This is a genomic window from Facklamia sp. P12950 (genome assembly GCF_050409465.1).
Lineage (GTDB): Bacteria > Bacillota > Bacilli > Lactobacillales > Aerococcaceae > Facklamia.
Map to the genome: position 1 here is coordinate 36,328 of NZ_JBNUPK010000004.1, position 26,823 is coordinate 63,150.

Below are 26,823 nucleotides of genomic sequence, written 5' to 3' on the forward strand. Positions count from 1 at the left end.
AATAGAATAAATCGAGAGGAGTAACATATGTGGGTTAAGGAAATGGCTTATTTCATAAAAGAATGGTGGTTTCTTATTTCAGTTCTTACAGGAATGTTTGTTGGTGCGTATAAGGGTGTTAATCTCATAAATGACACACTAAAAGACATTAAATACGAACTGAAAATTTGGAACTCGCGAATGGATCAGTCGGAAAAAGACCGCCTAAATATTCATGCAAAGTTGAAAGAACATGAAGTCCGTATCGGAAAAAATGAAGATGACATTATAAAACATGATGAACGTATCAAAATTATTTCTAATAGGAGGAACTAACAATGGATCAAATCTCACAATCATTATCAAATTTAGACGGGGCAGCAATTGCTGTCCTTTTAATTTGCTCGGTAATTATCGCAACGTTAACAGAATTGATTAAAGCTTTTGATGTGAATTCTCGTTTGAGTTCTAATCTTATACGTGTGATCACTTTATTAATCGGTCAAACAATGGCAATAATCTTTGCATGGATTTTAGGGCAAGATTGGACGTTATACACCTTCATTGGGTTAGCAGCAGCGATCATGTCAACTGGTATTTACGAATGGTCTAACAAGTTTGTCAATAGTTTATTTAAGGGGATCTCAAATGAATAGAAAAGATTTTATCGAGCAAATCGCAGGACTGGTTGAAAAATATTCCAGTCCTGTTTTTAATTCGGTTCGAATAGCTCAAGCTTGCTTGGAGTCTAACTTTGGCCAATCTGATTTAGCCATTCATGGTAAAAACTTGTTTGGAATTAAAGCTTCGTATCCTTGGGCAGGAGAATTATACACAAAGATTACCAAAGAAGAAGTTACTGGAAAACTAATTAAAGTTCCGGGGGATTTTAGGAAGTATGCTTCTTGGGAGTTGTCAGTAAAGGATCATGCAAGTTTCTTTACATCTACAGACTATCGCAAAAACGTCGCATACAAAGATGTTTTAAGTGCCAAGACACCCGAACAGCAGGCAAGAGCTTTAACGGGTACGTATGCGACAGATTCAACTTATGGAGCAAAACTAATTAATTTAATCAATGAATATGATTTGAAGCAGTATGATAAGGAGGATAAAAAGATGCTAACTTTTCAACAATGTGCCGATATTCTAGGGCTTAAAATCAAGAAACAACTAGCCCCAGTTAAACCTAGAGTAAACTGTTTTGGACGAATGAATGATAATAAATATGGTATAACAACTCACAACACTGGCAATGTTGACCCTCGGGCTACTGCTCAAATGCACGCTAACTTACAATCAAGAGTATACGGTGCTTCGTGGCATTGGCAAGTGGACGACAAAGAAGCTATCCAATCGTTTGAAGACGATGTTTCATGTTGGCACGCCTCAGACGGCAAGGGTCCTGGAAATATGAGAACTATTGCCTTTGAAGGGTGTATCAACCGTGGAGGAAATTATAAAAAAGCGATGGACAACATGGCTAAGTTATCAGCTATCTACTGCTATTTAAAGAATTGGGATCCCTTATTGATGATTAAACAACATTATGATTATGCCCCTAATAAAAAGAACTGCCCAGCACAAATTAGAGCAGGTAAAGAAGGTATTACGTGGGGAATTTACTTGTCGATGATTGTTAACCACATTAATACCTTACGAGGAACTTCTAGATATAATCCAAAAGGATTAGAAACCTTTGAAGTCAAGGGATATACAAGCCCTAAATTGCCATTTAAAGAGTTAAAAGTAGGTGACATGGTAACCATTGAAAATGGCGGCAAATGGTACGATCCACAAAAAGAGGTGGAAATGAAACCATCTATTGATGTCACTGGGAAGCAAGCCAAGATTAAGCAAGTCAAGGACATTAAAGACGTGTCTCATTCAAAAGTAGCTTATCTACTTGAGGATTTTAATTCTTGGATTCTTGAAGAACATATTAAAGAAGCTAAATCTGATTGGGTCAAAGTGGAAGATACTGAAATCAATAAAGATGACCGTGTTGAAGCTGAAATCGATAAGAACGTTGATAAAGAATTTTATGAAGTAAAAGACGGTCAATTCTATCTAGACGGTGTATTGTATGAAATCAAAAAAGCTTAAAGGTTTGATAGGTTTCATCATAACGGTTATAGGACTTTATGTGGCTTTCAAGACTCTAATAAATTAAATTCAAAAGATTCTCAAAAGAAAAACTCCCCACTTCCTTAATTGGAGGTGGGGTTATTTTTATGTATAGAAGCTATTTATAGTTTTCATAAAATAACTGTTGCATTTCCGTAACTAGAAGGCTAATATTTATGGTAATATGAATTAGAGAAGGAGGTTAATTATGATAGTTAACAGCACAGTTATAGTTGCAAGAAAACAATTTCACGAAGAAGATGGAAGTATACATTTAATTAACCCTATAGCTGAAATGCAAGTACCTTTTCTTCCTACTACTGTTTCTTTTACTGTTTGTTCATTAATAGTTGTATCTGAAATCGAGAGCAGTTATGAGGCAAGAGTCACAATAACTGATAAGAAAGAGAAAGAGATTTTATCAGCGAGCGGTCCATTAAACTCATCGAATATTGGCGAACGAGGAGTTTTGCAGTTAAACATTAATGCAGATGATGTGATCATTAAAAATGATGGTACACACATATGCGAACTATATATAAATGAGAAAAAGGTTGCATCGTATAGTTTCGAGATTTTTAATAAAAATATTGATTTAGATTAGGAGGGTTAACATGAAATTGAAACAAGCTGCAAGTGCTGTAGCTGTAACTACTCTACCGTTTGCTCCTTCTTATATAAATCAAATCACTCCACAAGTTACATTGCAAGTGAATGAAAATATAACGTTTAACAATACTGACATTAATCTTGTTGAAATCGAAAAAGCAAAAATTCATGATTTGATTAAAGAAGTAGTAGATAAGCAAGGTTTTTCAATAAAACTAAATAAATATGCGGATGATGCAAATTACACATACGTATCTTTTTACTCTGATAAATTTTCATTTGATCAACTTTTTGATATCGAAGAAGAACTAAATGATCATGCGAATAGAACGAACTCAAAACTTATATTTACTGTAGGTGAGTAAATGTATATATGGGAAACAAACTTAGAAATCTGCAAAATAGTTAATCAACTAGATAAAGACATTGAAGGAGAACAATTAACCCCAAGTAAAATTGAAGGGCTAAACCGTATCGCTGTACATTCTGGATATTATGCTTGTCTTAATAAAATAAGGCAGTTAAATAATTTGAAGGGTTTTGAAACGGTAAAAGGTGGATTAGGTAGTCACACTGAAATTATTGATTGCTTAAATAAATATGAAGATTTACCCGATAAAAACGAAATAATGAGAACCATGAGAAAATTAAAAGAATATAGAAAAAAAGCTGATTATGAAGATGGTAATAGTAATTTATTCAGCAGAGATCCCGTTGATAGAATAATTAAAACATGTGAAAAAACATTTAATACATTAAATAAATTATAGGGTAACTATTTATAGTTATCCTTTTTTAATTTAAAATTCTTTACAATAAGAACGCTTGTTCGTATAATCTAAACAAAAAAGAAGTGATGATATGAGTGTAGACCGTTCTTATTTAAAATCGAAATCAGCGCGAGAATATCAAGACCGCAAGATGGCTAAATGGATGGGATTTTTCCTTTCAGAACATACCGCAGCCTTAAAAAATAATTACGATGTTCACGAACGTGTTTATAAAAGACAAAACCCGCAAGAAAAGTTGATGTTATTAAACCAAGCTTACATTCAAAAACTAGAAGTTAGATTTACCTACATAGATTCCAAAAAGAAAACTACTTTTATTGAGGGAATCATTGATGTTTTAGATTTTGATAAGATAGGTGTAAAGGCCGAAGAGGCATATTTCTTCATTGAAATGGACGATTTGATTAGGGTTGATTATGAAGAATAAAACCCCTTTAAAAAAAGGGGCAAAAAAGGGGTCAAAAGTATATAGTAGTGTATATTTTTGTATGTTTTTAAGCGAAAGAGAACTTAAATAAAGCTTGATATAAACGCATGTTTACTTGTGTATGTTTTGAATGATATAATTTACAACGTTACAACCAAAAGTTCCCGATAGGGTTCACGATTCATCGATTGTGAATTTGCCTTGTAACCAATATAAAAAATGGGGGAAGATAAATGAAAGCTTTAGAGAAAAGATTATTTACATCAGAGTCAGTTACAGAGGGACATCCAGACAAGATTGCAGATCAAATTTCTGATTCAATTTTGGATGCCATCTTGAAACAGGATCCGATGGCCAGAGTAGCCTGTGAAACAGCTGTTAACACTGGCTTAGTTATGGTGTTAGGAGAAGTTACTACGAGTGCCTATGTGGATATTCAAAAAATTGTTAGACAGAAGGTTGATGAAATTGGTTATAATCGTGGCAAATTTGGTTTCGACGCCGAAAACTTAGCCATTATTGTTTCTTTAGATGAACAATCAGCTGATATAGCTATGGGGGTTGATTCAGCTATTGAAACAAGAGAAAACCAAGAAAATGTACAAGAAATAGGAGCGGGTGACCAGGGATTGATGTTTGGTTATGCTTGTGATGAGACGCCAGAATTGATGCCTTTACCGATTTCTTTGGCGCACAAATTAACACGTAGACTGACTGAAGTAAGAAAATCTGGACAGTTGGACTATTTAAGACCGGACGGTAAGGCTCAGGTAACTGTAGAATACGACGAACAAGATCAACCCGTTAGATTAGAGGCAATAGTCGTTTCAACTCAGCATAGCGAGGAAGTGTCATTAGAAGAGCTTAGAGGAGCTATTTTAGACCTTGTTATTAAACCAACTATTCCAAACGAATTATTGGATGAAGAAACTAAGATTTATATTAACCCCACAGGACGTTTCATTATAGGCGGTCCAAAAGGAGATGCAGGCCTCACCGGACGCAAAATTATAGTGGATACATATGGAGGGTATGCTCGTCATGGAGGAGGCGCATTTTCAGGAAAGGACGCAACCAAAGTGGACCGATCAGCCTCCTATGCTGCACGCTATATTGCTAAGAATATAGTGGCTGCAGGAATTGCAAAAAAAATAGAAATTCAAATTGCTTATGCGATTGGAGTGGCTCAACCAGTATCTGTTAGTGTGAATACCTTTGAAAGCTCCGATCATTCAGATGCTGAAATTGTTCGGGCCATTCGTCAGGTTTTTAAACTTACACCTAAGGGAATTATTGATATGTTGGATTTGAGGAAGCCAGTTTTCGCCAAAACAGCAGCCTATGGCCATTTTGGCAGAGAAGAAGTTGGATTCACTTGGGAACGTACAGATAAGGTTGAAGAACTAAAGTCTTTACTAATGTAAGCTATTAGGTTGTACTTATCTATTATTTTTAGTAATATATGCTTAGTTAGAATAATTATAAATAACAATTCGGAGGGATTAGAATGAAGTATGTTGTAGTTGGAACATCACACTTTGGTTATGAGTCGGTTCAGACTTTATTAAAGCGTGACCCAGACGCTGAAATTCATTTATTTGAGGCGGGAGAAGAGTCATCCTTCATGGGGTGAGGTTCTCAATCATACCTGGAAGGTATATCTAAAGAGTTGTCAGAGTTACATTTTGCCAATAACGCCTCCTATAGTGAACAAGGTATTATCATGCATCCTGCCAGCCAAGTAATAGGAGTCAACCCAGAAGAAAAAACAGTAACGGTTAAGACAGAAGAAGGAGAGCATCAAGAGTCTTATGATAAGTTACTATTGAGTCCAGGTGGGTTTGCACCACTTCCTCAGTTTGAAGGATATGATTTAGAAAATGTTCACACTTTTAGAGGACCAGAAGATACGCAAGTAGTATACGATCGTATGAAAGAAACTAACCACTTAGTAGTGATTGGTTCTGGTTATATCGGAGTGGAAGTGGCAACGGCATATGCAGAAGCGGGTATAGATGTTACAGTTATTGATATGGAAGATCGTATTTTGCCTGCTTATTTAGATGAGAACATTTCAAAATTACTAGAAGCGCACGGTGCTGATAAAGGCTTACACTTTAAGGGTGGAGAAGCTGTTAAAAAACTATTAGGAGAAGGCAATAAAGTCAAAGCTGTTGTGACCGATAAGGGTGAATATCCTGCTGATACAGTTGTAGTAGCTGTAGGTGTTAAGCCAGCAACTGACTGGTTGAAAGGCACTCTTGAAATGGATGATCATGGCTTTATTCAAACAAACGAATACCTAGAAACATCCGCAAAAGACGTATACGCTGGTGGAGATGCAACTTATATTCCTTTTGCACCAACGGCTGATAAGACAAATATTGGTCTTGCTACCTTAGCGAGAAGACAAGGAATCGTAGCCGCTCTTAACGCCTCAGGAACTCAATTCAAGATGCCTAGTGTATCTGGAACTTCTGCCTTGAGATATTTTGACTATACGATTGCTTCAACTGGCTTATCAATGGTCAATAAAGATTTATATGAAGGTAAAGTAGCTTGGAAATATGTAGAAGAAAAAGTTTATCCTGATTTCATGCGTAAACCAGGCACTGTTCATATGATGATTTTCTATGATGAAGATAGCCATATCATTTTAGGTGGACAGCTAGTTTCTAAATTTGATGTAGCCGATTCAATTAATGTGCTTTCAACAGTCATTAATGCCAAATATACGCTTGAGCAACTAGCGTTGTTAGACTTCTTCTTCCAACCTAACTATGACCGTCCATGGCATTATTTAAATGTCTTAGCGATTGAAGCCTTAGGTAATACTGTTGGGGGAGCAGATAAATTACTGTTCTAATAATCATTAAAAAAACTAGTCCATGCTAAAATGGGCTAGTTTTTATTTTAAATTAAATTTCTTTAATATTTCTCTTATAATTTAAGAAGCCGTTGAAGAAAGCGTTTAATTTGTGTAAGATAGGAGTACAGAGATTGAAATTTAGTATATCTAGGAGGCAATCACATGGCTTATGATTTTAAAACGTGTGTCGATCGCACACAGCAAGGTTCTAAAAAATGGTTATTAATGAGAGAGTCTAATAAGAATATTCCTGAGGGGATCGCTCCGCTTTCAGTAGCAGATTTAGACTTCCCAATGGCACCCGGTATCATTGAAGGCTTAAAAAAAGATTTGGACGAACTTGTCTTAGGCTACACCGTACCGAATCAAGCCTATTATGAAGCCGTTAAGAAATGGATGAAAGACCAGCATCAATGGGATGTTAAAGAAGAGTGGATGGTTACCGCACCTGGAGTTGTTCCAGCAATTAATGTTTTCGTTAATGCTTTTACACAAAAAGGCGATGGTATCATTATTTTAGAGCCTGTTTATGGACCTTTTACGGCAGCTATTGAAAATAATGAGCGTAAGAAGATTAATGTTGAGTTAATTAATAATGAAGGATACTACACCATAGATTTTGAAGCATTAGAAGCAGCAGCAAAAGAGGCTAAAGCAATGATTTTCTGTAGCCCTCACAATCCAGTCGGGCGTGTATGGAAGAAAGAAGAACTGGAAAAAGTTGCTAAAATTTGTAAGGAAAATGACCTATATCTATTTTCAGACGAAATTCATTTTGATCTAGCCCACAAAAATTTCAAACATAATGTCTTTGCTAATTTATCTGACGATATTGCACAGCGTGTAGTCGTGGCTACTGCGCCTTCTAAAACGTTTAACTTAGCGGGTTTACAGACATCAAATATCTTTATCGTGAATCCTGAATGGCGTCAACGATATATCGAAACAGCTGAAAAAATGAATTTGCTTTCTGTTCCAGTCTTAGGTCTTTATGCCTGTAAACATGCCTATAATGATTGTTTAGATTGGAAAGAAGCATTAGTAGAATTAATCGAAGAAAATTATCAAATGGCAAAAGCGATGATTGAAGATCAGCTGCCTGAAATTGTAGTAACACCAATGGAGGCTTCCTATTTATTATGGTTGGATTTAACTCCATTAAATATGGAATGTGAGGAAATTATTAGGCTGTTAGAAGCACATCATGTTTATATCAATAATGGTGTGATGTTTGGCTCTTGTGGTGAAGGTTTTATTCGTATTCATTTAGCCCTACCTAAGGAAATAGTCAAAGAGAGTATCGAACGGTTTATTGAAGCCATTAAGAGCAGATAGATTATAAGCTTAAATTGAAATTAAACTAATAAAGATAAAACAAAGAAGCAGTCATTCATGATTGCTTCTTTATTTCTTTTCGATAGTAATTAAAAGAGGAGGGTGATTTCTTTGATTTAAAAAATCAAGAATAGAGATTGTAAACTGATCTTGCGACCATAGCGTTAAGTGTTTTATTAATTCTTCTTTTTCAATCGCTCCCTCTTTATGTCCTGAATAAACAACAATAAATATTTTCCCTTTTGAAACTAAGCGCTGAGCAATTTGATTGAGTGCTTTTAAGGTTGTGGAAGCTTTAGTAGTGATTTGATGGCTGGCTCCAGGTAAATAGCCTAAATTAAAAATAGCTCCATGAACTTTAGCTAAGGTTGAAAAACTGAGAACTTGATCAAAATGCTGGTGTCCATTGTTAAAAAGTTGGAAAGAATCGGATGAAAAGATTTTTAGCTTTTGTTGAGCTATTTCCAGTGCTTGAACTTGAATATCGAAAGCAAAAAGTTTTCCAGAAAAAGCCGGGTGGCTTAATATAAAAAAACTGTCATTTCCTTTTCCGAGAGTAGCGTCAATATAATTTCCAGCAGGGAATTTTTCAATTAATTTTCCTAAAGCATCATGACTAGACTGTAAGGCATTCTTCATTATTCCACTCTTTCTAATAAAAGTTGACTGCCATCTGAGGAAGTGAGTATGGTAGTCGTACCCTTAAACTTTATTTCATATTGCTTTGCTTGGTGCGCTGATTGAATAAGATTTAAATAGTTTCCTTCTAAATAATAACGCGCTGTAAAATTTAACTCCTCTTTTTTATCAATCAGCAAATCCCTTGTTTCTTGTAGAGATAAATCCAACTCTTGTTCGGCTTGTTCTAGGAAATTATCTTCATTCAGTTGAAAGTGAACAAGCTCATCTTGAAAATCTACTTGATAAATAAGTGAATCATTTAAAGTAACTTGCCAACAGTGATTTTCAAGTTTTTTTCATTTAAGAAAGAACATCCTGACAGAAGAACAAATGAAAGGATGAGTATATGTTTTAAATAGGACTTCAAAAAAATCGCTCCTCTATATTGTGGCCATTTATTCATACTATACTCGCTAATGTATTTAATTAAAAGTAGTCAAACCAATATTGATATATTTCATTTATGTTACTTATGTTAAAAATCCAATAAAAGTAACGATAAAGGAACATTTTTTATTAGAGATGGCATATAATACAGTATGTATCCGTATGGAAATTTATTTAATTTGGAGGCTGAAGGATGATTCAACAGCGAAATCGGAGAATGCGTCAGCAAGAAAAAATCCAAAGACGCAAACTATTTAAGAAAATTTTCACCAATATTAATGTTGGTGTAATGTTACTGTCAACAAGTGTGTTAACACAAGTTCAATCTGAAAATGCCATTGTTCATGCTCAGAAATCTCAAAAGAAATTCTCTCCACAAGAATTTATCAATAGTATCGGGCAATCTGCGAAAGAAATTGCTGCTAAAAATGATTTATATGCTTCTGTTATGATAGCCCAAGCAGCGTTAGAGTCCGGCTGGGGAAGTTCAACACTTGCTCAAGCACCTAACTATAATCTGTTTGGAGTCAAGGCAGGAAAAAAGGATAAAAAAGTGGAAATGGATACTCTAGAAGATGATGGGACAGGATCTTATTATCAAATTAAAGATAACTTTAGAAAGTATGATTCTTATGCTGATTCATTATTGGATTATGCTAGAGTATTAACTGGTGAAGGATCTGCTTGGAGAAAAAGCTATTATCAAGGAGCTTTAAAATCCAATACAACTTCGTATCAAGAGGCAACAGAACATTTAACTGGACGTTATGCAACAGATACACGCTATGGCGGAAAATTAAACCAAATAATTAGCCAATATCAATTGGATCAATTTGATGGCCCCAATCAGTCCACTACAATTAAACCTACTACATCACCAGAAACAAGCATTGTAGACGAAACTGTTTCAAGTGAAATCGTTTCAACCAATGGAAGCTATAAAGTCCAGCCGGGTGACGGATTTTATAAAATAGCCAAGAAATTAGGCGTAAATGTTGATGACTTAATAAAAGTTAATGGAATGACGATTCAATCAGTTATCCATCCCAATCAAGTTTTAAGGATACCTGGTCAAACTCAAGTTACTAGTCAAGTAAATAAATTATCTATCAGCAAGCCTTCTGCAAGCAAGCCGGTTGAAAATACGAATGAACCTGTTGATAAGAACACTGTAAGCTCAACAACTAAAGGGCTTTACACTATTAAAGCGGGCGATTCTTTATATGCTATTGCGAAAAAGTATGGTGTGCGTATTAACGACTTATTATTAGCTAACGGCATTCACTTAAATACTGTTATCCATCCCAATCAAAAATTGATAATTCCTGGAAGCAATATGGGTGAAGCGTCTTCTCATCTTGTTAATAAAAAGCCAGTATCTACGCCAAAAGAAAATCTAGTAGTTACAGATAAAACTCAAGAAATTAAACAAAATACAAGTGGGGATTATATAGTAAAAGCAGGTGACTCTTTATGGGCCATTGCAAATCGCCATGGAATAACATTAGCTAGCTTATTAGAAGCAAACAATCTACAAGTTAACAGTCTAATTATTCCAGGCCAAAAATTAAATATTTCCACTAAAACTTCATCAAGTCAAGCCCTAGCTCGTCAAGCAACGAAGTTAGAAACTAAAGTAGAAGTTATTAAGCAAGATGACGTTTCAATCGAATCTTCAGTAACTGTTTCTACTCCATTAAAGTCTGAAACGGTTAACTTAAGTCAAACAATTAATGAAGAATCAAATGAAAGCACTAATGAAGTAGTTTCAACGGGTTCTTATGTTGTAAAGGCTAATGATACTTTATATGCGATTGCACGTCGTAATGGCTTAGATGTTAATGATCTGATTGAAAAAAATGGTGGAACAACCATTTATATCGGACAAATTATTAATTTTTAAAAATTTAAAAATGTAGGACCTAGTAAATTGTGGATCATCTAAAGAGAACTTACATTTGGTGAAAGTAAGTGTTGAAAAGCTTTTGAACTCTTCCTTTTAATGCTCGAGCTAAGCGTAAAGTGTTAACTTGAGACGTTTGCTGCGTTAAAGCATAGAGCATTAGCTCTCAGCTAATGAAATAATAGGTGGTACCGCGCGATTGCGCCCTATGAAGTTGTCTTTGAGATGATTTCATAGGGCTTTTTTGTATAAAAGATTAGATAATTGGAGGAAAAGAATATGACATATCAGCATCGAGTAATTGAGAAAAAGTGGCAAGATTATTGGGATAAAAATGAAACTTTTAAAACTAAGGATAGAGCAGACCGAGAAAAATATTATGTATTAGACATGTTTCCATACCCTTCAGGTCAAGGACTACACGTAGGTCATCCAGAAGGTTACACTGCTACTGATATTATGGCCAGAATGAAAAGAGCACAAGGTTATGATGTTCTTCATCCAATGGGGTGGGATGCTTTTGGTTTACCAGCTGAACAATATGCCTTAGATACTGGTAACGATCCAGCAGATTTTACAGCAAAAAACATCGCCAACTTTAAACGTCAAATCAAATCTCTAGGCTTCTCTTATGACTGGGAGCGAGAATTTGCTACTACCGATCCATCCTATTACAAATGGACTCAATGGATTTTTACCAAACTTTATGAAAAAGGATTGGCTTATCAAGCGGATGTTACCGTTAATTGGTGTGAAGCTTTAGGAACAGTATTAGCTAACGAAGAAATTGTAGATGGTGTGTCAGAACGTGGCGGTTACCCTGTAGTCCGTCGTCCAATGAAGCAATGGGTATTAAAAATTACAGCCTATGCCCAGCGTTTACTTGATGATTTAGAAGATTTGGATTGGCCGGATTCAGTTAAAGAGATGCAACGCAATTGGATAGGCCGTTCTGAGGGAGCTTTAATTGATTTTGAAGTAAAAGATAGTCCTTCAATCATTACAACTTATACTACCCGTCCAGACACTTTGTTTGGTTTGTCTTATATCGTTTTAGCACCAGAGCACGAGCTCGTTAAAGACTTAACGAGTCCAGAACAAAAGACAGAAATAGAAAGCTATATTGCTGCTGCTTCGATTAAAACGGATTTAGACCGTACTGAACTTGCTAAAGATAAAACGGGTGTATTCACTGGCTCATACGCCATCCATCCTGTAACAGCTAAAGAGATACCTATTTGGATTGCAGACTATGTATTGGCTTCTTATGGAACAGGTGCGGTCATGGCGGTCCCAGCTCATGATCAAAGAGACTATGAGTTCTCACAAAAATATGATTTACCAAGATATGAAGTGATTAAATCCGAAGAAGGAATTCAAAATGAGGCATATGTAGAAGATGGAATGCATATTAATTCTGAATTTTTAGATGGTTTGAACATAGAAGCAGCCAATCAAAAAATGATTGAGTGGTTAGAAGCTAATGCTAAAGGACAAAGAAAAGTTAACTTCCGCTTAAGAGACTGGGTCTTCTCTAGACAAAGATATTGGGGAGAGCCTATTCCAGTTATACATTGGGAAGATGGTACAAGCACAGCGATTGCTGAAGAAGAACTACCTTTACTTTTACCTAAGACAGACCGCATTAAACCTTCTGGAACAGGCGAATCTCCATTAGCCAATGTTAAAGATTGGCTGGAAGTTGAAGATCCCAAAACAGGCATGAAGGGCCGAAGAGAAACAAATACTATGCCACAATGGGCAGGTTCTTCCTGGTATTTTTTACGTTACATGGATCCAAATAATACTGAAGCGATTGCTTCTGAAAAGGCATTAAACAAATGGCAAAATGTCGATCTCTATATAGGTGGAGCGGAACATGCTGTTTTACATCTTCTTTATGCCCGTTTTTGGCATAAGTTTCTTTATGATTTGGGGGTCGTTCCTACTAAAGAACCTTTCCAAAAACTCTACAATCAAGGAATGATTTTGGGTGAAAACAATGAAAAAATGTCTAAATCGAAGGGAAATGTGGTTAATCCAGACGATGTAGTTAATGAATATGGCGCAGATACATTGAGAGTATATGAAATGTTCATGGGCCCCTTAGACGCATCGATCGCTTGGTCAGAAAATGGCTTGGAAGGTTCAAGACGTTTCTTGGATCGCGTATGGCGTTTATTTATTGAGGAAACGACGGGTCAAATAAGTTCAGCTATTCAAGAGTCTGAAGATGATCAATTGACTAAGATTTACCATCAAACAGTCAAAAAAGTGACAGAAGATTTTGAGCAGTTACATTTTAATACAGCTATTTCTCAACTAATGATTTTCTTAAATGAAGCTAGAAGCGTCGATGTATTGCCTAAGAAATATGCCAAAGGCTTTGTTCAGTTGTTAGCTCCAATTGCACCGCACTTAATGGAAGAGTTGTGGCAAAAATTAGGGCACTCTGAATCATTATCAGAAGCAAGCTGGCCAGAATATGATGAGTCACTCATTAAAGATGAAGTTGTTGAAATTGTCATCCAAATTAACGGTAAAGTTAAAGCAAAACTCGATATAGCTTTGGATTTAGAAAAAGAGGCTATGGAAGAGTTAGCTCTTGCAGAAGCAAGCATAAAAAAAGAGTTGGATGGTAAAACAGTTCGTAAAATCATTGCTATTCCTAACCGTTTGGTTAACATAGTGGCTAACTAGTTAAAGTGCTAAGAAATCGTTCTTGATATAGATACATGTTATATTAGAGACGAAATATCAATAAAAGGGGTGTAGTAAGTGTCTGATAATCAATTTGATGATAAAAATCAGGGATTTAAAAATGATTACGACCGTTTTGATACACTAGAATTTACAGAAGAAGATCTCGAAAAACTGAGACATCCTAATCCTCGGCCAATGGATTCAGATTATTTTGACCGAGAGATAAAAGCTGATCCTAATACAAATCAACCGATCGAAAATTTAGTAGATCATCAATTGACAGAAAATGAAAAAGAGTCAGCCATTAACAATCAACCTACTGAAGAACAAGCAGGAGAATTACTTGAGCAATTTGAAGATAATTCAGAGGAAGTAATTGAAGCCGAGGAAGAAATCGCAGACAATCAAATTGAAGTTAGTTCTCTAAGTTCAATTGAGGATACTGATAAAGAAAGGGAATTCTCACAGTTAACTCAAAAAGTTGAAATTATGAAAGATCCAGCTAATCATCTTAAGGAAACACTGGAATTAGAAATAGAACCAGATCTTTTTACTCGTCATGATTTTGAAAAACAAGATGGTCATGGAAATGAAAATGAGAACCCCTTCCAGTATCGATCGATTGAGGAAAGCCTAAGAAAAGAGCATCGAAACAAGCGAGCTGCTAATGTTAGACCTGGATTCTTTCAAAGAGTTTTCCAGATAGTTTTTTCAACGCGTGATGAATTTGAACCCCTTACTTCTGAAGAACGAGAAGATGAAGAAGTTGTGCATGAGTCTCTCAACACCAATACTTTTGAAGTTGAATCCTATGATTCAGACGAAGCATTGATTGATAATTCTTTAGCGAGTGAGGAAGCAGTTAGTCTAGAACAAGAGTCTCTTAACGAATTGGACGTAATTAATAATAGCCATCCAGCTGAAGATATTGAGGATAATAGTCAAGCTGAAACTGAAAGTCTCTCTCAAACTCCTAATTCAAGTTTAAAGAGTAGTTCAAATTCTCTTGAGGAAGCATTGACTGATGGGGAATCGGCAGAAAGTTCACAAGCTGAAAATATAGACGAAGGGAGGGAAGATAAGGAGTTTGAGTCACAATCTTTATCGCAAGAAAAGACTCAAGATAGTAACAATCGTCAATCTCAAGAAGAGCAGAATTCTTCCTCTGTCGAACCTGCTTTTTCTAAAGTTAATTTCAATTCCAAGACCAATGAAAGTTCTTCTGATGAAAAAGATTTAGAATCGCAAAAGTCATCGCAAACTCAAATGTATAATGATGAAGAAATAGAAGCTTTAGCATGGGACATCTTGCCTGAAGATCATTATAAACAAGAGCAAATAACTCCTAAAAAAGGATCTAATTTATTAGATAAGGTTAAAGTCAATTCACGCAATGCCTGGGCTAAAATTGCAGCTAATTCTACAAAGCTGTTAGAGAAAACCAAGCAGTCAACCAGTCAAATGCTACAAACGGTTCAAAATCATGATGATAAAGACAGTGAAGTTGAAGGAGAAAAAGAGACACCAACTGAAAAACAAGCGCCTTTAGATGCGATTCTTGAACAGGAATCTTCTGATGAAAATGAACAAGCTGCAATCATTAATAATGATGACCAAGAGTCAATAAATGAAGAAGAAAAACCCAAGGATAGGGATAATTTATCTGAAGAAGAGTCCATTGCAGAAGAAATTTCGCAAAAAACTTCTTATTACGAAGCGCCAATTTTAACGGATGTCCTTCTTGAAGACACCTTAGATGCTAATCTTTTTGAAGCAGAAAAAGCTCAGCAAGAACTGAGTGAACAAGGCCATTCTGAAGATAAATCTAAATTTGTTGTTGGTGCTGCTTGGTTGTCAATGGGACAAATACTATCCCGAATTATTGGGGCTTTATATATTATTCCATGGGCAGCTTGGCTAGGGGCAGAATATTCTCAAGCAAACTCTCTTTATGCTGTTGGATATAATCCATACGTATTTTTCTTATCAATTGCAGTAGCTGGTTTTCCTGCGGCGGTTGCTAAGCAGATAGCCTTTTACAGCACTAAGAAAGAATTTAAAGTGGTCGACAAGCTCTTTAAATATTCACTGGGAATTATGGCCTTCTCAGGTATCTTAATTGCTGCAATCTTTTATTTAATCGCACCTGTATTAGTAGCTAATTCACCAACAGATAACCAAGAAGCGGCAATCATTGTCGTTCGTTCATTAGCACCGGCTCTCTTGATTTTACCTACTTTAAGCCTATTTAAAGGATATTTCCAAGGTTATAGTCAAATGATACCGCTAGCCCTTTCTGAGGTTCTGGAACAAATTATGCGAGTTCTTTATATCTTAGGTGCTACTTACCTGATTATGATGGTTTACGAGGGATCGATTACAGACGCGGTTGCTCATTCAACTTTTGCAGCCTTTGTTGGAGCCTTAATTGCCTTGCTCTTCTTGGTTGGTGCTTATATTATTCATAATCGAAAAATGAAAAGTATTAAAGAGACATCCTTAAATAAGATGGATATCGATTTCATGGATAGCCTAAAAATTATGCTACGTGATTCGATTCCTTTCATCTTGCTTGGCTCAGGTATAATTTTTGCACAAAATATTGATACCTATACCTTTAAACAAATCCTTGTTCGTACCAGTGTGTTATTAAATTCAGAAATTGCTGAATTATTTGGAGCGATGAGCTTAGATGTTAATAAATTAGTGATGATTATTGTTTCATTTGCTGTAGCTATTGCGGCTTCATCAATCCCAGCTGTTTCAAGTAAGTACGCTGAAGGAAATATTAATAAAACCAGTGAATTAATCAAAAATATTGTTCTTTTATTCACCTTTATCATGCTGCCAGCCTCAATCGGAATGGCGATTATAGCTGACAATGTCTATCCTTTCTTCTATCCAGCAGGTATTTCTGCAGGACCGGGTTTATTAACGACAGGATCATTTACAGCTATTGTATTAGGAGCATATACTGTTTTTGCAACCATTCTTCAATCAATGGATTATCGTCGGTTTGCAATCACTTATTTACTGGTAGGTTTAGCAATTAAGCTTGTTCTACAATTTCCAATGGTAGCGTTATTCCAAGCTCACGGTGCTTTACTGGCGACCTTCTTTGGCTTTGCTGTGGCTGCTGTTTTAATGTGGATGAAGATTTGGCGTGTAATCAAAATTCGTGATCGTTATTTTGTAGGTGATATTGTGCGCATTGTGATTGCGACAACCATTATGGCAATTGGTACTTACGGTTGGAATCGTTTAATCAATCTGATGATGGATCCAGTAGGACGAGGCTTAACTTTAGTTCAAATCATTATAGTCGTTTTGATTGCCATTCTTATCTATAGCGGCACTATGGCCCTATTCGGTATGTTGCCGATTATTATCGGTGATTACCGTGCGGATTTACAAAAGAAATTGAGTATCCACCGATGAGATTAGATAAATTATTAAGTCATATGAATTTCGGCTCTAGAAAAGAAGTCAAGTCTTTAATTTCAACAGGAAGTGTTCGAGTCAATGGTGAACAAATTATAAAAGCAAACTTTCAAGTAGACGAAAACAAGGACTTGATAGAAGTAGATGGACAACAAATTATTTACCACAAGTTCATCTATTGGCTCTTGAATAAACCGCAAGGCGTTATCTCTGCCACTGAAGACGGACACCATGATACGGTTATCGATTGTCTACATCCGGATGATTATCGTTTTGATCTCTTTCCGGTAGGGAGACTAGATATTGACACCACTGGTCTCTTATTAATTACCAATAATGGTCAAATGGCTCATCAGTTAACTTCTCCAAAAAAACAAGTTTATAAAACCTATCAAGCTTTAATTGAAGGAAATGTTACGAAAGAAACGGTAGCAGCGTTTAAAGCAGGCTTGGATTTAGGAGAATTTATAAGTAAACCCGCTCAATTATGGATTGATGAAGTAGATTTTGAAAAGAGTCTATCTAAAATTCGCGTTTCCATTAGTGAGGGTAAATTTCACCAAGTAAAAAGAATGTTTCAAGCTTGTCAGATGGAAGTTCTTCAACTTCACCGTTTATCAATGGGACCTCTCCAGCTTGAAGATGACTTAGCTCTTGGAGATTATCGTCAATTAACTCAAGCTGAAATAGAAGCTCTAAAGCCATTGGGTTATGAATAGTAAAAATGCTATTCTCAGAGAAGAAGTCTTATTAAAAAAAAGACTTAAATTTAAAGTAGAGATATAGGGTTGGATAAATTTATATGATATAATGGGAACGGATTCATTTGATGGCAATAGTTTATTAAAGTCAGAATGATTTTGAAATTCTATATTTTATGGAGGTAGAAAGATGGAAAATTTAGACAATATTAATTGGTTAGATGAAGTCACTAAACGTCAAGAAGACTTATTAGAAGATCTTTTTCGGATGATTCGCATTCGTTCAGTTCGTGAAGATGATTTAGCAACAGCAGAGGCTCCTGTTGGACCTGGACCTAAAAAAGCTTTAGAAGAATTCTTAAAAATGGCCCAAGAAGATGGTTTTGAAACGAAGCAATTTGGGCCTTTGGTGGGCCGTGTTGAAATTGGAGAAGGCGATCAAACCTTAGGTATTTTAGGTCACCTGGATGTTGTTCCTGAAGGAACTGGTTGGGACACTGACCCTTATGAGCCAGTAATCAAAGATGGACGCATTTATGCGCGTGGTTCTTCTGATGATAAAGGACCAACAATTGGTGCTTACTTTGCCATTAAATTATTACGTGAATTAGGCGCAGAGTTTAATCAAAAGATTCATCTGATTGTTGGAACAGATGAGGAATCTGGCTGGATGTGTATGGATCATTATGCTAAAGTTGAAAAAATGCCAGACTATGGTTTTTCACCAGATGCGCAATTCCCAATTATCAACGGTGAAAAAGGAAATGTTTCTGCTCAATTTAAATTTGATGCTAAGCAAACAGTGGAAGCTAATCATAAATTGCTTGATTTCCATGCAGGTCTTCGTGCAAATATGGTTCCTCAAGAAGCTTATGCGAGTGTAAAAACTGATCAAGCAGACCAAATAAAAGCTGATTTCCAAGCCTTTTTAGAAGATCAACCTGTATCAGGTAAAGTTTCCCAAGCGTCTGGTCAATTACGTTTTGAACTAACAGGTAAGGCGGCTCACGGATCTACTCCAGAAAAAGGCCATAATGCGGGAACTTACTTAGCTGCTTTCTTAAGTAAGTATACTTTTGATAAAAAAGAAGCCAATGACTTCTTAACTCTAGTAGGCGATAAGTTACATCTTGATTTTGAAGGTGAAAAAATCGGTGTCGCTATAGTCGATGATATTATGGGAGCCTTGTCTATGAATATTGGTATTATCAATTTTGATGATGCTGAAGGTGGATTAGTAGATGCTAACTTTAGATACCCTAAAGGAACCGACAAAGATCAAATTCAATCAGCTATTATCAAAAATGTTGCTAACTTAGCAGTGAAAGTGGAAATGAATGGTAATAAAGACCCTCATTATCTTTCACCAGAAGATCCAATGGTTAAAACTTTACTGGATGTATATGCTAAACAAACTGGCAATGAAGTTTATGAAAAAACAATTGGTGGAGGAACTTATGGCCGCTTAATGGAGCGTGGAGTTTCATTTGGTGTCTTATTCCCAGATTCAATTGATACTATGCATCAAGCCAATGAGTTCCTTGCGATGGATGACTTATTAAGAGCTACTGCTATTTATGCAGAATCTATCTATCGCTTAACACGCTAATTGACCATTTAAGCAAACTTTCTAGCCAATTTGCTAGAAAGTTTGCTTTTTTTTATATATTCAAGTAACCTTCAATTCATGAAGAAAAAAGGTGAAATATTATGGAAATTATTCAATCAAAGCAAAATCAAAGAATAAAAGACTACCGCAAATTGCATTTAGCTAAGAATCGCAAAAAGACAGAAACTTATTTAATCGAGGGTGAACATCTTATTGAAGAAGCCATCACTTATCAAGCAGCCATTGAAGTAGTTTTAATGACGCCAAGTTATCATGAAAATCATATACAGACTATTGAACAAATCAAACAAGCTCAAATCGAAGTGTTGATTTTAAGTGAAGAAGTGATGAAGACAGTCGCACTCACTCAACATACCCAAGGAGTGATGGCTGTCATTAAGAAAAAAGAAAGTAATTTAGCTAAAGAAAATATAAATGGTAGCCACTATCTTTTATGTGACGGGGTACAAGACCCGGGCAATTTAGGAACCATGATTCGAACCGCTGATGCAGCAGGTTTTGATGGTGTATTCTTAGCTGAAGGTTGTGTAGACCTCTACAATGATAAAGTCATAAGAGCGAGTCAAGGATCTTTATGGCACTTGCCTATCTATGAAGCTTCAAACGCTCAAATATTTAAAGCCATTCAAGCGAGTGAACTTCCTCTTTACTGTACAGCCGTCAATCAAGAAGCTGAAGATTATCGTAAATTAATCGCTAACCACTGTGTCTTGGTTTTGGGCAATGAAGGGCAAGGTGTTGGGCCTTTTTGGATGGAAAAAGCAGATAAATCAGTCTTTATACCTATGCCAGGAAAAGCAGAATCCCTTAATGTATCTATAGCAGCAGGTATTTTAATGTTTGCCTGGAAACAATGGTCGAATTAGTTAATAAATATTAGCTTTATTAAACTTTTACATAGAATTTACATAAATTTCATATTTGCGGAGTATACTAGAGTTAGATTAAAGAAGGGACGTGGATAAATGGCAATAGCTTGGCAAGATAACCAAGAATATGTGGCAATTGTTAAAGATTTGATGGAGAATGAAAAAGTTCAATCTCTAGAAAAATTTGTCCATCATAAATATACCAATCGTTTAGCACATTCTATTTCAGTGTCTTATCGTTCATACCTTTGGGCTAAACGTTTTAAGCTCGATGCGATCGCTACAGCCAGAGCAGCCCTTCTGCACGATTTGTTTTTCTACGATTCTTGCTCAAAGGATTGCGTAGGCGGAAAAGGCCATAATTATGAGCATCCACGTATCGCTTTAAAGAATGCATTAGAAATCACTGATTTATCAGACAAAGAAAAAGATATAATTTTAAAACATATGTGTGGCGCTACTTTAGATATCCCACGCTATGGCGAGTCATTAATTGTGACTTTAATGGATAAGCAATCAGCTGTATGCGAATTAGTAGAAGGTTTAAAAAGGTGGCTAAAAGCCTCTCTATATAAGAAAGAGCAGACCATTGGATTTAGCGAATAGTGAGGGTGAAATGACTTTTCACTAAAGAGCAAGATTGACGAAAAACTATTTACAGGCTATACTTGATAAAGATAACTAAAGACTATGATTAGGACCTAATTGAAAGGTACATAAACAGGGAAATTTGTCACCGACTGAGAGCAGATGATGTCACTTTTCAATTATTTTCATCCTAGGAGTCGATCCTTAAATAGTTTGAAACTAGAAAAAGATACCTTCATTGGGGTTAACAATGATTTGAGTGCTTGAAATTTTTCAAGAATAAGGGTGGTACCACGGTAGCGCGTCCCTTTTAGGGACGGGCTATTTTTGTTGGATGGAATATTAAAGTGCTAATTGCTAGGAGGATTATGATGAATGATAAATTACAAGTCATTAAAGAACAAGTCGATGGTTTAGTTGCAAAGGCAATTGAAGAAATCAAGCAAGCGGAATCAAGTAAAATGATTCAGGATATTCGCGTGAAATATACCGGTAAAAAAGGTGAATTGACGCAAATATCAAAACAAATGAAAGATTTAGAAAAAGATGAAAAGCCGATTTTAGGTCAGCTAATTAATCAATTCCATCAATCGTTTAATGACCATATTGAGAAAAAACAAGAGCTAGTAAAGCAGAAAGAATTAGCTGCTCAACTGGCTAGTGAAACAATCGATATTAGCTTGCCTGGAAGACGGCAGAACTTTGGTAGTCGCCACTTATTAACTCAAACGCGTGAAGAATTAGAAGATCTTTTCTTAGGGATGGGTTATCAAATTATTGAAGGACCAGAAGTAGAGTTAGACTCTTATAACTTTGAAAAAATGAATTTGCCTAAAAATCATCCTGCTCGGGATATGCAAGATACCTTTTATATCTCTGAAGAAGTTTTATTAAGAACACACACTTCGCCTGTGCAAGCTCGGACAATGGAAAAGCATGACTTTGAAAAAGATGGCCCTTTAAAGATGGTTTCACCCGGGAAGGTTTTTAGAAGAGATAATGATGATGCGACTCATTCTCATCAGTTTCATCAAATGGAAGGCTTAGTAGTTGCTGAAAAGATTACTATGGCAGATCTGAAAGGAACGCTCTTACAATTTGCTAAAGCCTTCTTTGGCGAAGAACGTGAGATTCGATTAAGACCTTCCTTCTTCTCATTCACAGAGCCTTCTGTTGAAGTGGATGTGTCCTGTTTCAAATGCGGAGGGCAAGGTTGTGGTATTTGTAAAGGTACCGGATGGATTGAAGTCTTAGGAGCAGGACTCGTTCATCCAAATGTACTAGAAATGTCAGGCATTGATTCAAATAAATATAGCGGCTTTGCATTTGGTGTGGGAATTGACCGTGTAGCCATGTTAAAGCATAACGTTGATGACATCCGTCATTTTTACCAAAATGATTTACGCTTCTTGACACAATTCAAAGGAGGTCAAAACTAATGTATGTTTCATATAATTGGTTAAATGAATTATTAGATTTAAATAAAATGCCTGCCGAGGAATTAGCAGAGAAAATGTCTCGAACGGGTATTGAAATTGAAGGAGTCGAAAATCTGGCCGATTCTATTCAAGGTCCTCTAGTAGTTGGATTAGTTGAAGAATTAGAGGACCATCCTGATTCCGATCATTTAAAAATTGCTCAAGTCAATGTAGCAGATTACGGCAAAAAGCAAATCGTATGTGGTGCGTCTAATGTTAAGCAAGGTGCTAAAGTAATCACTGCTTTAGAAGGCTGTATTTTACCTGGAGATTTAAGAATCAAAGAGTCAAAACTTAGAGGTCAAGTTTCTCAAGGAATGCTATGTTCATTACAAGAGTTGGGATTTGCTGATAAGGTGGTACCGAAGGAATTTGTGGATGGCATATATCTCTTAGCAGAGGATGCTCCAATCGGTCAAAATATCGTTGAATACATGGAGCTTGATGATCCGATTTTAGAATTATCCATTACACCTAATCGTGCAGATGCTTTATCGATGCGTGGAGTAGCTCACGAGGTGGGAGCGATTGTTTCTCAGACTCCACATTTTGAAGCTTTAAAAATCAGTGAAAGTCAATTAGTTTCAATTGATGAATTACAAAATTTAGAATTGGATATGACAGAACATGATTTAAGTAGTCACTATCAGTTAAGAGTGTTGAAAAGCATTCAAGTAAAGCCAAGCCCGATTCAAATGCAAAGCCGTTTGATGAAAGCTAATATTCGTCCTATTAATAACCTAGTGGATGTGACCAATTACTATTTGATGCTATATGGTCAACCTATGCATGCTTTTGATTTGGATCAATTACCAGGCAAAAAGATTGGTGTGCGCTATGCCAAAGAAAATGAAAAGCTTACGACTTTAGACGAAATCGAAAGAAATCTAACAGAAAAAGATATAGTGATTACTTCTGACGATCAACCAATTGCTCTAGCAGGTGTCATGGGTGGGCTAGATAGCCATGTAACCGAAAAGACGCAAAATGTCTTATTAGAAACAGCTGTTTTTAACCCTCAGGCCATTCGTTCAACTTCTCGACGTCTTGGCTTAAGATCAGAATCATCTGCTCGCTTTGAAAAAGGAATTAATCCAGCAACTCTTTCAGAAGCAGGGGACCAAGCTGCTATTTTGATGGCGCAATTAACACAGGGTAAAATCGAAAAGGGAGTCTTAGAAGTAAAAGCCGATGATGTGCATGATCAAGTGGTAGAACTGCCTATGCAAATGATTGAAGAAAAATTAGGCATTCAAGTGAATCAATCGCAGCTTCAAGCCATTTTTGACCGCTTAGGTTTTGGAGTCGCTTTTGAAAATGACCAGATGAGAGTATCGATTCCCCCACGTCGTTGGGATATTACTATTCCAGCTGATATTTTAGAAGAAGTGGCTCGTATTTATGGCTATGATCAAATTCCTGTTACTCTACCTGCGGTTCCTAATCGTCCCGCCCAATTAGATAGCCGACAAAAATTAAAAAGAGCAACACGCTCTTTAGCTGAAGGGTTAGGCTTAAATGAAACAGTGTCTTATGTTCTAATCTCACCTGAGTTTGCAAAATTAAATGCAAATAAAGATCGCTATGTTTCATTACTTTTACCAATGTCTGAGGAAAGATCACTCTTAAGACAATCAATGTTACCGTCTTTCTTGGAGATTGCTCGTTACAATAAAGCCCGTCACAATAAGACCATAGCTTTCTATGAAATGGGCAAAGTTTTCTTAGCGACTGAAAGGAACCGTCAACCTGAAGAAAAAGAAATGCTTAGCTTCTTTGTTTCTGGTGAAAAGAGTCCATCCAATTGGGAAAGTGCAAGTCAAAATTATGATTTTTACGATCTCAAAGGTATCGTTGAACAAATTATGGACCAATTACGTTTAGGAAATCATTTATCATTTGAACGTATGGAAAATTTAGACTTTATGCATCCAGGACAAACAGCCAATATCTTATTAGACGGTCAAAAAATTGGTTTTATTGGGCAATTACATCCCCAATTATCGCAAGAGTTTGACTTAGATAAGGAGACTTTCTTTGCGGAGTTAGATTTTGAGGCTTTAGTGGGATTTAACAGAGACTTATTGCTACAGACCCCTTTAGCAAAATATCCATCAACTTCTCGTGATATCGCTCTTTTAGTAGATCGATCAACCAGTCACCAAAGCTTGGTAGATTTAATCTATGAAAATGCTGGAGATAATTTGAAAAATGTCGAATTATTCGACCGATATACTGGCGAGAATATAGCAGCAGATAAACAATCTTTAGCTTATCACTTAACTTTCCAAAATCCAGATAAAACTTTAAAAGATGAAGAAGTGACAAAGGCAATGGATCAAGTGATTAAAGCTTTAGAAAAGGCAGAGAATGTAGAAATTCGTTAACATAAAAAATCACTACGCTAAAGATAGCGTAGTGATTTTTATTTGTTTTAAACGAGTTTCCACTTAGCAAAGGCAGTTAGATAACGTTCATTAATCACTGTCGTATCAGTCAGCATATCTAAAGGGTGCTGATGTTTGCTTGTGAAGATAAGGATGACGGCAATAAATGGTACATAGTAGAAAATAACACGACCAAAAAATTCACGCATTAATAAAGTGGATATATTTAATTTATTCGATTGGGTATTAATCGGCACAACTCTTAAATTAAATAAAATTTTTCCGGGTGTTTGGCCATTCAGACCGAAAGTCATTAGGAAAAAGTAAAGGCAAAATACAGCTAAGTTAAAGAACATAGGTAAAACACCCCACAATAAGTCTTTATTCATTTCTCCTACAATGTTCGTTATAAGGTTAGTCAGGAGAAGAATGAATAGGTAATCTACCATATAAGCTGCTAAACGAAGCCAGAACCCAGCATAAACCTCCTTAGGAAGATAGTCGTAGCCATTTTCTCTCAGTTGTTGGTCAGCAATTTTCATTTGAATAGGATCAATGTCAGACTGCTTAGTCTCTTTGAAAGCTTCCTCTCTTGCTGCATGATTGCTGAATGGATTGAGTCCGGAATGATTTGCTTGACTAGAATTTAAAGAAGACGAGTTATTTTTTGTTATATTGTTGTCCTTAGAGTGGTCCGTTTGCTCTTCAATAATGACTGTACTATCTTGAGGAACTTCTTCAATAACTTTAGTTGAATCTTTTTTTTCTTCTTTTGAATGATTTAAAAGCGTCTTAAGTTCTTCTTTATCTAATTTAACTGATGTCATATTACTTACCACCTTCCCAGCGGTACTCAATCTGAGGAAGAACTTCTTCTTTTACACGGTTAAGAACTTGATCAAATTGTTTTGCATAATTATCTTCTGATTTCATAAATGTAGGGAAGAATGAGGCAAATTGGTCTTGAGGGGCTGCTTTTTCAAAAACTTGAGCATTTGCTAAGTCATTTTCTTCGCGAATAAGATCGATTACTTGACGATAGTATAGAATATCATCAACCAAGCCGTTTTCTTTAGCTTGCTTGGCGGTATAAATACGACCATCTGCTAGCTCACGCACCCGTTCTTCTGACATATCACGACCATCGACAACCACTTGAACGAAACGATCAAAGGCTTCATCAATATATTCTTGGAATACTTCCTCTTCTTCCTTAGTCATTTTACGTGCACTCGAGCCTAAATCCTTCATTTTTCCAGATTTAAAAACATAGGGTTCAACACCTATTTTGTCATAAAGCTCTCTCATATTGTAACCAGACATAATTACTCCAATTGAGCCAGTGATTGTTTCAGGAGTAGCATAAACTTTATCGGCTAACATGGCATAATAGAAGCCACCTGATGCGGCTACTTGCCCCATAGAAGCATAAACAGGAATCTTTCTTTCGGCAATCACTTCCTTAAATAAGTCATAAGCTTCACGGGTTTCGTATACTCCTCCACCTGGAGTATTTAATTCGAATAAAACAGCCTTAATAGATTCATCCGTTCGAATCTGTTCGATGGTATCCATAATAAGTTGCTGATCATAAGTAGGAGACGCTATTCCAATCACTCCTTCAATAGGGATAACTAGAATACGTTGATCTACAGAGCCATCTTCTCGAATTTCTTCTATATAATCTTGTCCAATGCCTAGCAAGGAGTTTAGTCTTTCATTCGCCCATTTTTCACTGTAGGTAATATCAGCGGGTTCATTATAAACTTTCGATAAGCTAGAAGCGACAATTAAAACAAGTGCAAAAGCGATTACTATCCATTTTTTTTTTGACATATAAGCCACCTTCCTTTGAGTTTAGTTTAACATTTTTAATGTCGGTTTGGAATGATAAGCTGTTTATAACTATAAAAAGCTG

Annotated in this window: 24 protein-coding genes, 1 riboswitch and 1 other annotated feature; of the genes, 20 read left to right on the plus strand and 4 right to left on the minus strand. The window is 36.1% G+C overall.

What is annotated here, in order from left to right; genetic code table 11:
- Positions 1-27 precede the first annotated feature (27 nt).
- From ACQV2Q_RS04565 to ACQV2Q_RS04615, 11 genes are all read left to right on the plus strand, one after another.
- A complete protein-coding gene (locus tag ACQV2Q_RS04565) occupies positions 28-315 on the plus strand; it encodes a hypothetical protein (RefSeq protein ID WP_428872910.1) in 288 nt (95 codons plus the stop codon).
- A gap of 2 nt (positions 316-317) precedes the next feature.
- Positions 318-635, plus strand: coding sequence for a hypothetical protein (locus ACQV2Q_RS04570; RefSeq protein ID WP_428875965.1), 318 nt, complete (start codon positions 318-320; stop codon positions 633-635).
- Positions 628-2,085: a glucosaminidase domain-containing protein gene (locus ACQV2Q_RS04575; protein WP_428882062.1), complete on the plus strand. Its 1,458-nt coding sequence runs from the start codon at positions 628-630 to the stop codon at positions 2,083-2,085. Before ACQV2Q_RS04570 ends, ACQV2Q_RS04575 begins: the two co-directional genes overlap by 8 nt.
- 229 nt (positions 2,086-2,314) lie before the next feature.
- The gene (locus ACQV2Q_RS04580; protein ID WP_428875967.1) at positions 2,315-2,710 is read left to right on the plus strand and encodes a DUF6941 family protein; all 396 of its coding nucleotides are present in this window, start codon (positions 2,315-2,317) and stop codon (positions 2,708-2,710) included.
- Between the two features lie 10 nt (positions 2,711-2,720).
- A complete protein-coding gene (locus tag ACQV2Q_RS04585; protein ID WP_428875968.1) occupies positions 2,721-3,080 on the plus strand; it encodes a hypothetical protein in 360 nt (119 codons plus the stop codon).
- Entirely contained in the window at positions 3,081-3,485 is a 405-nt protein-coding gene (locus ACQV2Q_RS04590; protein ID WP_428875969.1) for a HEPN domain-containing protein, read from the plus strand.
- A 91-nt stretch (positions 3,486-3,576) separates the two neighbouring features.
- A complete protein-coding gene (locus tag ACQV2Q_RS04595; RefSeq protein WP_428875970.1) occupies positions 3,577-3,933 on the plus strand; it encodes a hypothetical protein in 357 nt (118 codons plus the stop codon).
- Positions 3,934-4,076: 143 nt separating this feature from the next.
- A riboswitch (SMK box riboswitch) is annotated at positions 4,077-4,169 on the plus strand.
- Positions 4,167-5,357, plus strand: coding sequence for a methionine adenosyltransferase (metK, locus tag ACQV2Q_RS04600; RefSeq protein WP_428874329.1), 1,191 nt, complete (start codon positions 4,167-4,169; stop codon positions 5,355-5,357). Its footprint overlaps the riboswitch before it by 3 nt.
- An 83-nt stretch (positions 5,358-5,440) precedes the next feature.
- Positions 5,441-5,566, plus strand: coding sequence for an NADH peroxidase (locus ACQV2Q_RS04605; protein ID WP_428874331.1), 126 nt, complete (start codon positions 5,441-5,443; stop codon positions 5,564-5,566).
- A 36-nt stretch (positions 5,567-5,602) separates the two neighbouring features.
- Positions 5,603-6,799 carry an FAD-dependent oxidoreductase gene (locus ACQV2Q_RS04610; protein ID WP_428874333.1) on the plus strand — a complete coding sequence of 399 codons (1,197 nt, stop codon included), beginning with the start codon at positions 5,603-5,605 and terminating at the stop codon, positions 6,797-6,799.
- Between the two features lie 165 nt (positions 6,800-6,964).
- Positions 6,965-8,137 (plus strand): MalY/PatB family protein, encoded by a 1,173-nt coding sequence (locus tag ACQV2Q_RS04615; RefSeq protein WP_428882063.1) that lies wholly within the window; start codon positions 6,965-6,967, stop codon positions 8,135-8,137.
- A gap of 69 nt (positions 8,138-8,206) precedes the next feature.
- Here ACQV2Q_RS04615 and ACQV2Q_RS04620 read toward each other — a convergent pair whose 3' ends face one another.
- The gene (locus tag ACQV2Q_RS04620; protein ID WP_428874335.1) at positions 8,207-8,776 is read right to left on the minus strand and encodes a tRNA (mnm(5)s(2)U34)-methyltransferase; all 570 of its coding nucleotides are present in this window, start codon (positions 8,774-8,776) and stop codon (positions 8,207-8,209) included.
- Positions 8,776-8,955: a hypothetical protein gene (locus tag ACQV2Q_RS04625; RefSeq protein ID WP_428882064.1), complete on the minus strand. Its 180-nt coding sequence runs from the start codon at positions 8,953-8,955 to the stop codon at positions 8,776-8,778. The genes ACQV2Q_RS04620 and ACQV2Q_RS04625 overlap by 1 nt, the downstream gene beginning before the upstream one ends.
- 443 nt (positions 8,956-9,398) lie before the next feature.
- On the opposite strand from ACQV2Q_RS04625, the gene ACQV2Q_RS04630 reads away from it, so the two are divergent.
- The 9 genes from ACQV2Q_RS04630 (at position 9,399) to pheT (ending at position 24,905) form a co-directional block, all read left to right on the plus strand.
- Entirely contained in the window at positions 9,399-11,108 is a 1,710-nt protein-coding gene (locus ACQV2Q_RS04630) for a LysM peptidoglycan-binding domain-containing protein (RefSeq protein ID WP_428882066.1), read from the plus strand.
- Positions 11,107-11,320, plus strand: a binding site (T-box leader). (Overlaps the previous gene by 2 nt.)
- 67 nt (positions 11,321-11,387) lie before the next feature.
- The gene (gene leuS, locus ACQV2Q_RS04635; RefSeq protein WP_428874339.1) at positions 11,388-13,808 is read left to right on the plus strand and encodes a leucine--tRNA ligase; all 2,421 of its coding nucleotides are present in this window, start codon (positions 11,388-11,390) and stop codon (positions 13,806-13,808) included.
- A 78-nt stretch (positions 13,809-13,886) separates the two neighbouring features.
- Positions 13,887-17,249, plus strand: coding sequence for a polysaccharide biosynthesis C-terminal domain-containing protein (locus ACQV2Q_RS04640; protein ID WP_428882069.1), 3,363 nt, complete (start codon positions 13,887-13,889; stop codon positions 17,247-17,249).
- Positions 17,246-17,971 carry a pseudouridine synthase gene (locus ACQV2Q_RS04645; RefSeq protein WP_428874341.1) on the plus strand — a complete coding sequence of 242 codons (726 nt, stop codon included), beginning with the start codon at positions 17,246-17,248 and terminating at the stop codon, positions 17,969-17,971. Before ACQV2Q_RS04640 ends, ACQV2Q_RS04645 begins: the two co-directional genes overlap by 4 nt.
- 172 nt (positions 17,972-18,143) lie before the next feature.
- Positions 18,144-19,562: a dipeptidase PepV gene (gene pepV, locus ACQV2Q_RS04650; protein ID WP_428875413.1), complete on the plus strand. Its 1,419-nt coding sequence runs from the start codon at positions 18,144-18,146 to the stop codon at positions 19,560-19,562.
- A gap of 101 nt (positions 19,563-19,663) precedes the next feature.
- A complete protein-coding gene (locus ACQV2Q_RS04655) occupies positions 19,664-20,449 on the plus strand; it encodes a TrmH family RNA methyltransferase (protein WP_428874343.1) in 786 nt (261 codons plus the stop codon).
- 99 nt (positions 20,450-20,548) lie between these two features.
- Entirely contained in the window at positions 20,549-21,058 is a 510-nt protein-coding gene (locus tag ACQV2Q_RS04660) for a phosphohydrolase (protein WP_428874344.1), read from the plus strand.
- A gap of 353 nt (positions 21,059-21,411) precedes the next feature.
- A complete protein-coding gene (gene pheS, locus ACQV2Q_RS04665) occupies positions 21,412-22,479 on the plus strand; it encodes a phenylalanine--tRNA ligase subunit alpha (protein ID WP_428874345.1) in 1,068 nt (355 codons plus the stop codon).
- Positions 22,479-24,905, plus strand: a complete 2,427-nt coding sequence (gene pheT / locus ACQV2Q_RS04670; RefSeq protein WP_428882070.1) for a phenylalanine--tRNA ligase subunit beta — start codon at positions 22,479-22,481, stop codon at positions 24,903-24,905. Before pheS ends, pheT begins: the two co-directional genes overlap by 1 nt.
- A 47-nt stretch (positions 24,906-24,952) precedes the next feature.
- On the opposite strand, the gene ACQV2Q_RS04675 is transcribed toward pheT, so the two are convergent.
- Together ACQV2Q_RS04675 and sppA are read right to left on the minus strand one after the other, a co-directional pair.
- Positions 24,953-25,732: an RDD family protein gene (locus ACQV2Q_RS04675; RefSeq protein ID WP_428874523.1), complete on the minus strand. Its 780-nt coding sequence runs from the start codon at positions 25,730-25,732 to the stop codon at positions 24,953-24,955.
- A gap of 1 nt (position 25,733) precedes the next feature.
- Positions 25,734-26,741, minus strand: coding sequence for a signal peptide peptidase SppA (sppA, locus tag ACQV2Q_RS04680; protein ID WP_428874524.1), 1,008 nt, complete (start codon positions 26,739-26,741; stop codon positions 25,734-25,736).
- Positions 26,742-26,823: the final 82 nt, after the last annotated feature.

Bases quoted from the DNA above. Each gene is read 5' to 3' on its own strand.
- ACQV2Q_RS04620 (WP_428874335.1), bottom strand. From the start codon at position 8,776: ATGAAGAATGCCTTACAGTCTAGTCATGATGCTTTAGGAAAATTAATT.
- sppA (WP_428874524.1), bottom strand. From the start codon at position 26,741: ATGTCAAAAAAAAAATGGATAGTAATCGCTTTTGCACTTGTTTTAATT.
- pheT (WP_428882070.1), top strand. From the start codon at position 22,479: ATGTATGTTTCATATAATTGGTTAAATGAATTATTAGATTTAAATAAA.
- ACQV2Q_RS04565 (WP_428872910.1), top strand. From the start codon at position 28: ATGTGGGTTAAGGAAATGGCTTATTTCATAAAAGAATGGTGGTTTCTT.
- ACQV2Q_RS04585 (WP_428875968.1), top strand. From the start codon at position 2,721: ATGAAATTGAAACAAGCTGCAAGTGCTGTAGCTGTAACTACTCTACCG.
- ACQV2Q_RS04595 (WP_428875970.1), top strand. From the start codon at position 3,577: ATGAGTGTAGACCGTTCTTATTTAAAATCGAAATCAGCGCGAGAATAT.
- ACQV2Q_RS04580 (WP_428875967.1), top strand. From the start codon at position 2,315: ATGATAGTTAACAGCACAGTTATAGTTGCAAGAAAACAATTTCACGAA.
- ACQV2Q_RS04630 (WP_428882066.1), top strand. From the start codon at position 9,399: ATGATTCAACAGCGAAATCGGAGAATGCGTCAGCAAGAAAAAATCCAA.
- ACQV2Q_RS04655 (WP_428874343.1), top strand. From the start codon at position 19,664: ATGGAAATTATTCAATCAAAGCAAAATCAAAGAATAAAAGACTACCGC.
- ACQV2Q_RS04615 (WP_428882063.1), top strand. From the start codon at position 6,965: ATGGCTTATGATTTTAAAACGTGTGTCGATCGCACACAGCAAGGTTCT.
- ACQV2Q_RS04645 (WP_428874341.1), top strand. From the start codon at position 17,246: ATGAGATTAGATAAATTATTAAGTCATATGAATTTCGGCTCTAGAAAA.
- ACQV2Q_RS04570 (WP_428875965.1), top strand. From the start codon at position 318: ATGGATCAAATCTCACAATCATTATCAAATTTAGACGGGGCAGCAATT.
- pheS (WP_428874345.1), top strand. From the start codon at position 21,412: ATGAATGATAAATTACAAGTCATTAAAGAACAAGTCGATGGTTTAGTT.
- ACQV2Q_RS04605 (WP_428874331.1), top strand. From the start codon at position 5,441: ATGAAGTATGTTGTAGTTGGAACATCACACTTTGGTTATGAGTCGGTT.
- metK (WP_428874329.1), top strand. From the start codon at position 4,167: ATGAAAGCTTTAGAGAAAAGATTATTTACATCAGAGTCAGTTACAGAG.
- ACQV2Q_RS04660 (WP_428874344.1), top strand. From the start codon at position 20,549: ATGGCAATAGCTTGGCAAGATAACCAAGAATATGTGGCAATTGTTAAA.
- ACQV2Q_RS04575 (WP_428882062.1), top strand. From the start codon at position 628: ATGAATAGAAAAGATTTTATCGAGCAAATCGCAGGACTGGTTGAAAAA.
- ACQV2Q_RS04675 (WP_428874523.1), bottom strand. From the start codon at position 25,732: ATGACATCAGTTAAATTAGATAAAGAAGAACTTAAGACGCTTTTAAAT.
- leuS (WP_428874339.1), top strand. From the start codon at position 11,388: ATGACATATCAGCATCGAGTAATTGAGAAAAAGTGGCAAGATTATTGG.
- pepV (WP_428875413.1), top strand. From the start codon at position 18,144: ATGGAAAATTTAGACAATATTAATTGGTTAGATGAAGTCACTAAACGT.
- ACQV2Q_RS04590 (WP_428875969.1), top strand. From the start codon at position 3,081: ATGTATATATGGGAAACAAACTTAGAAATCTGCAAAATAGTTAATCAA.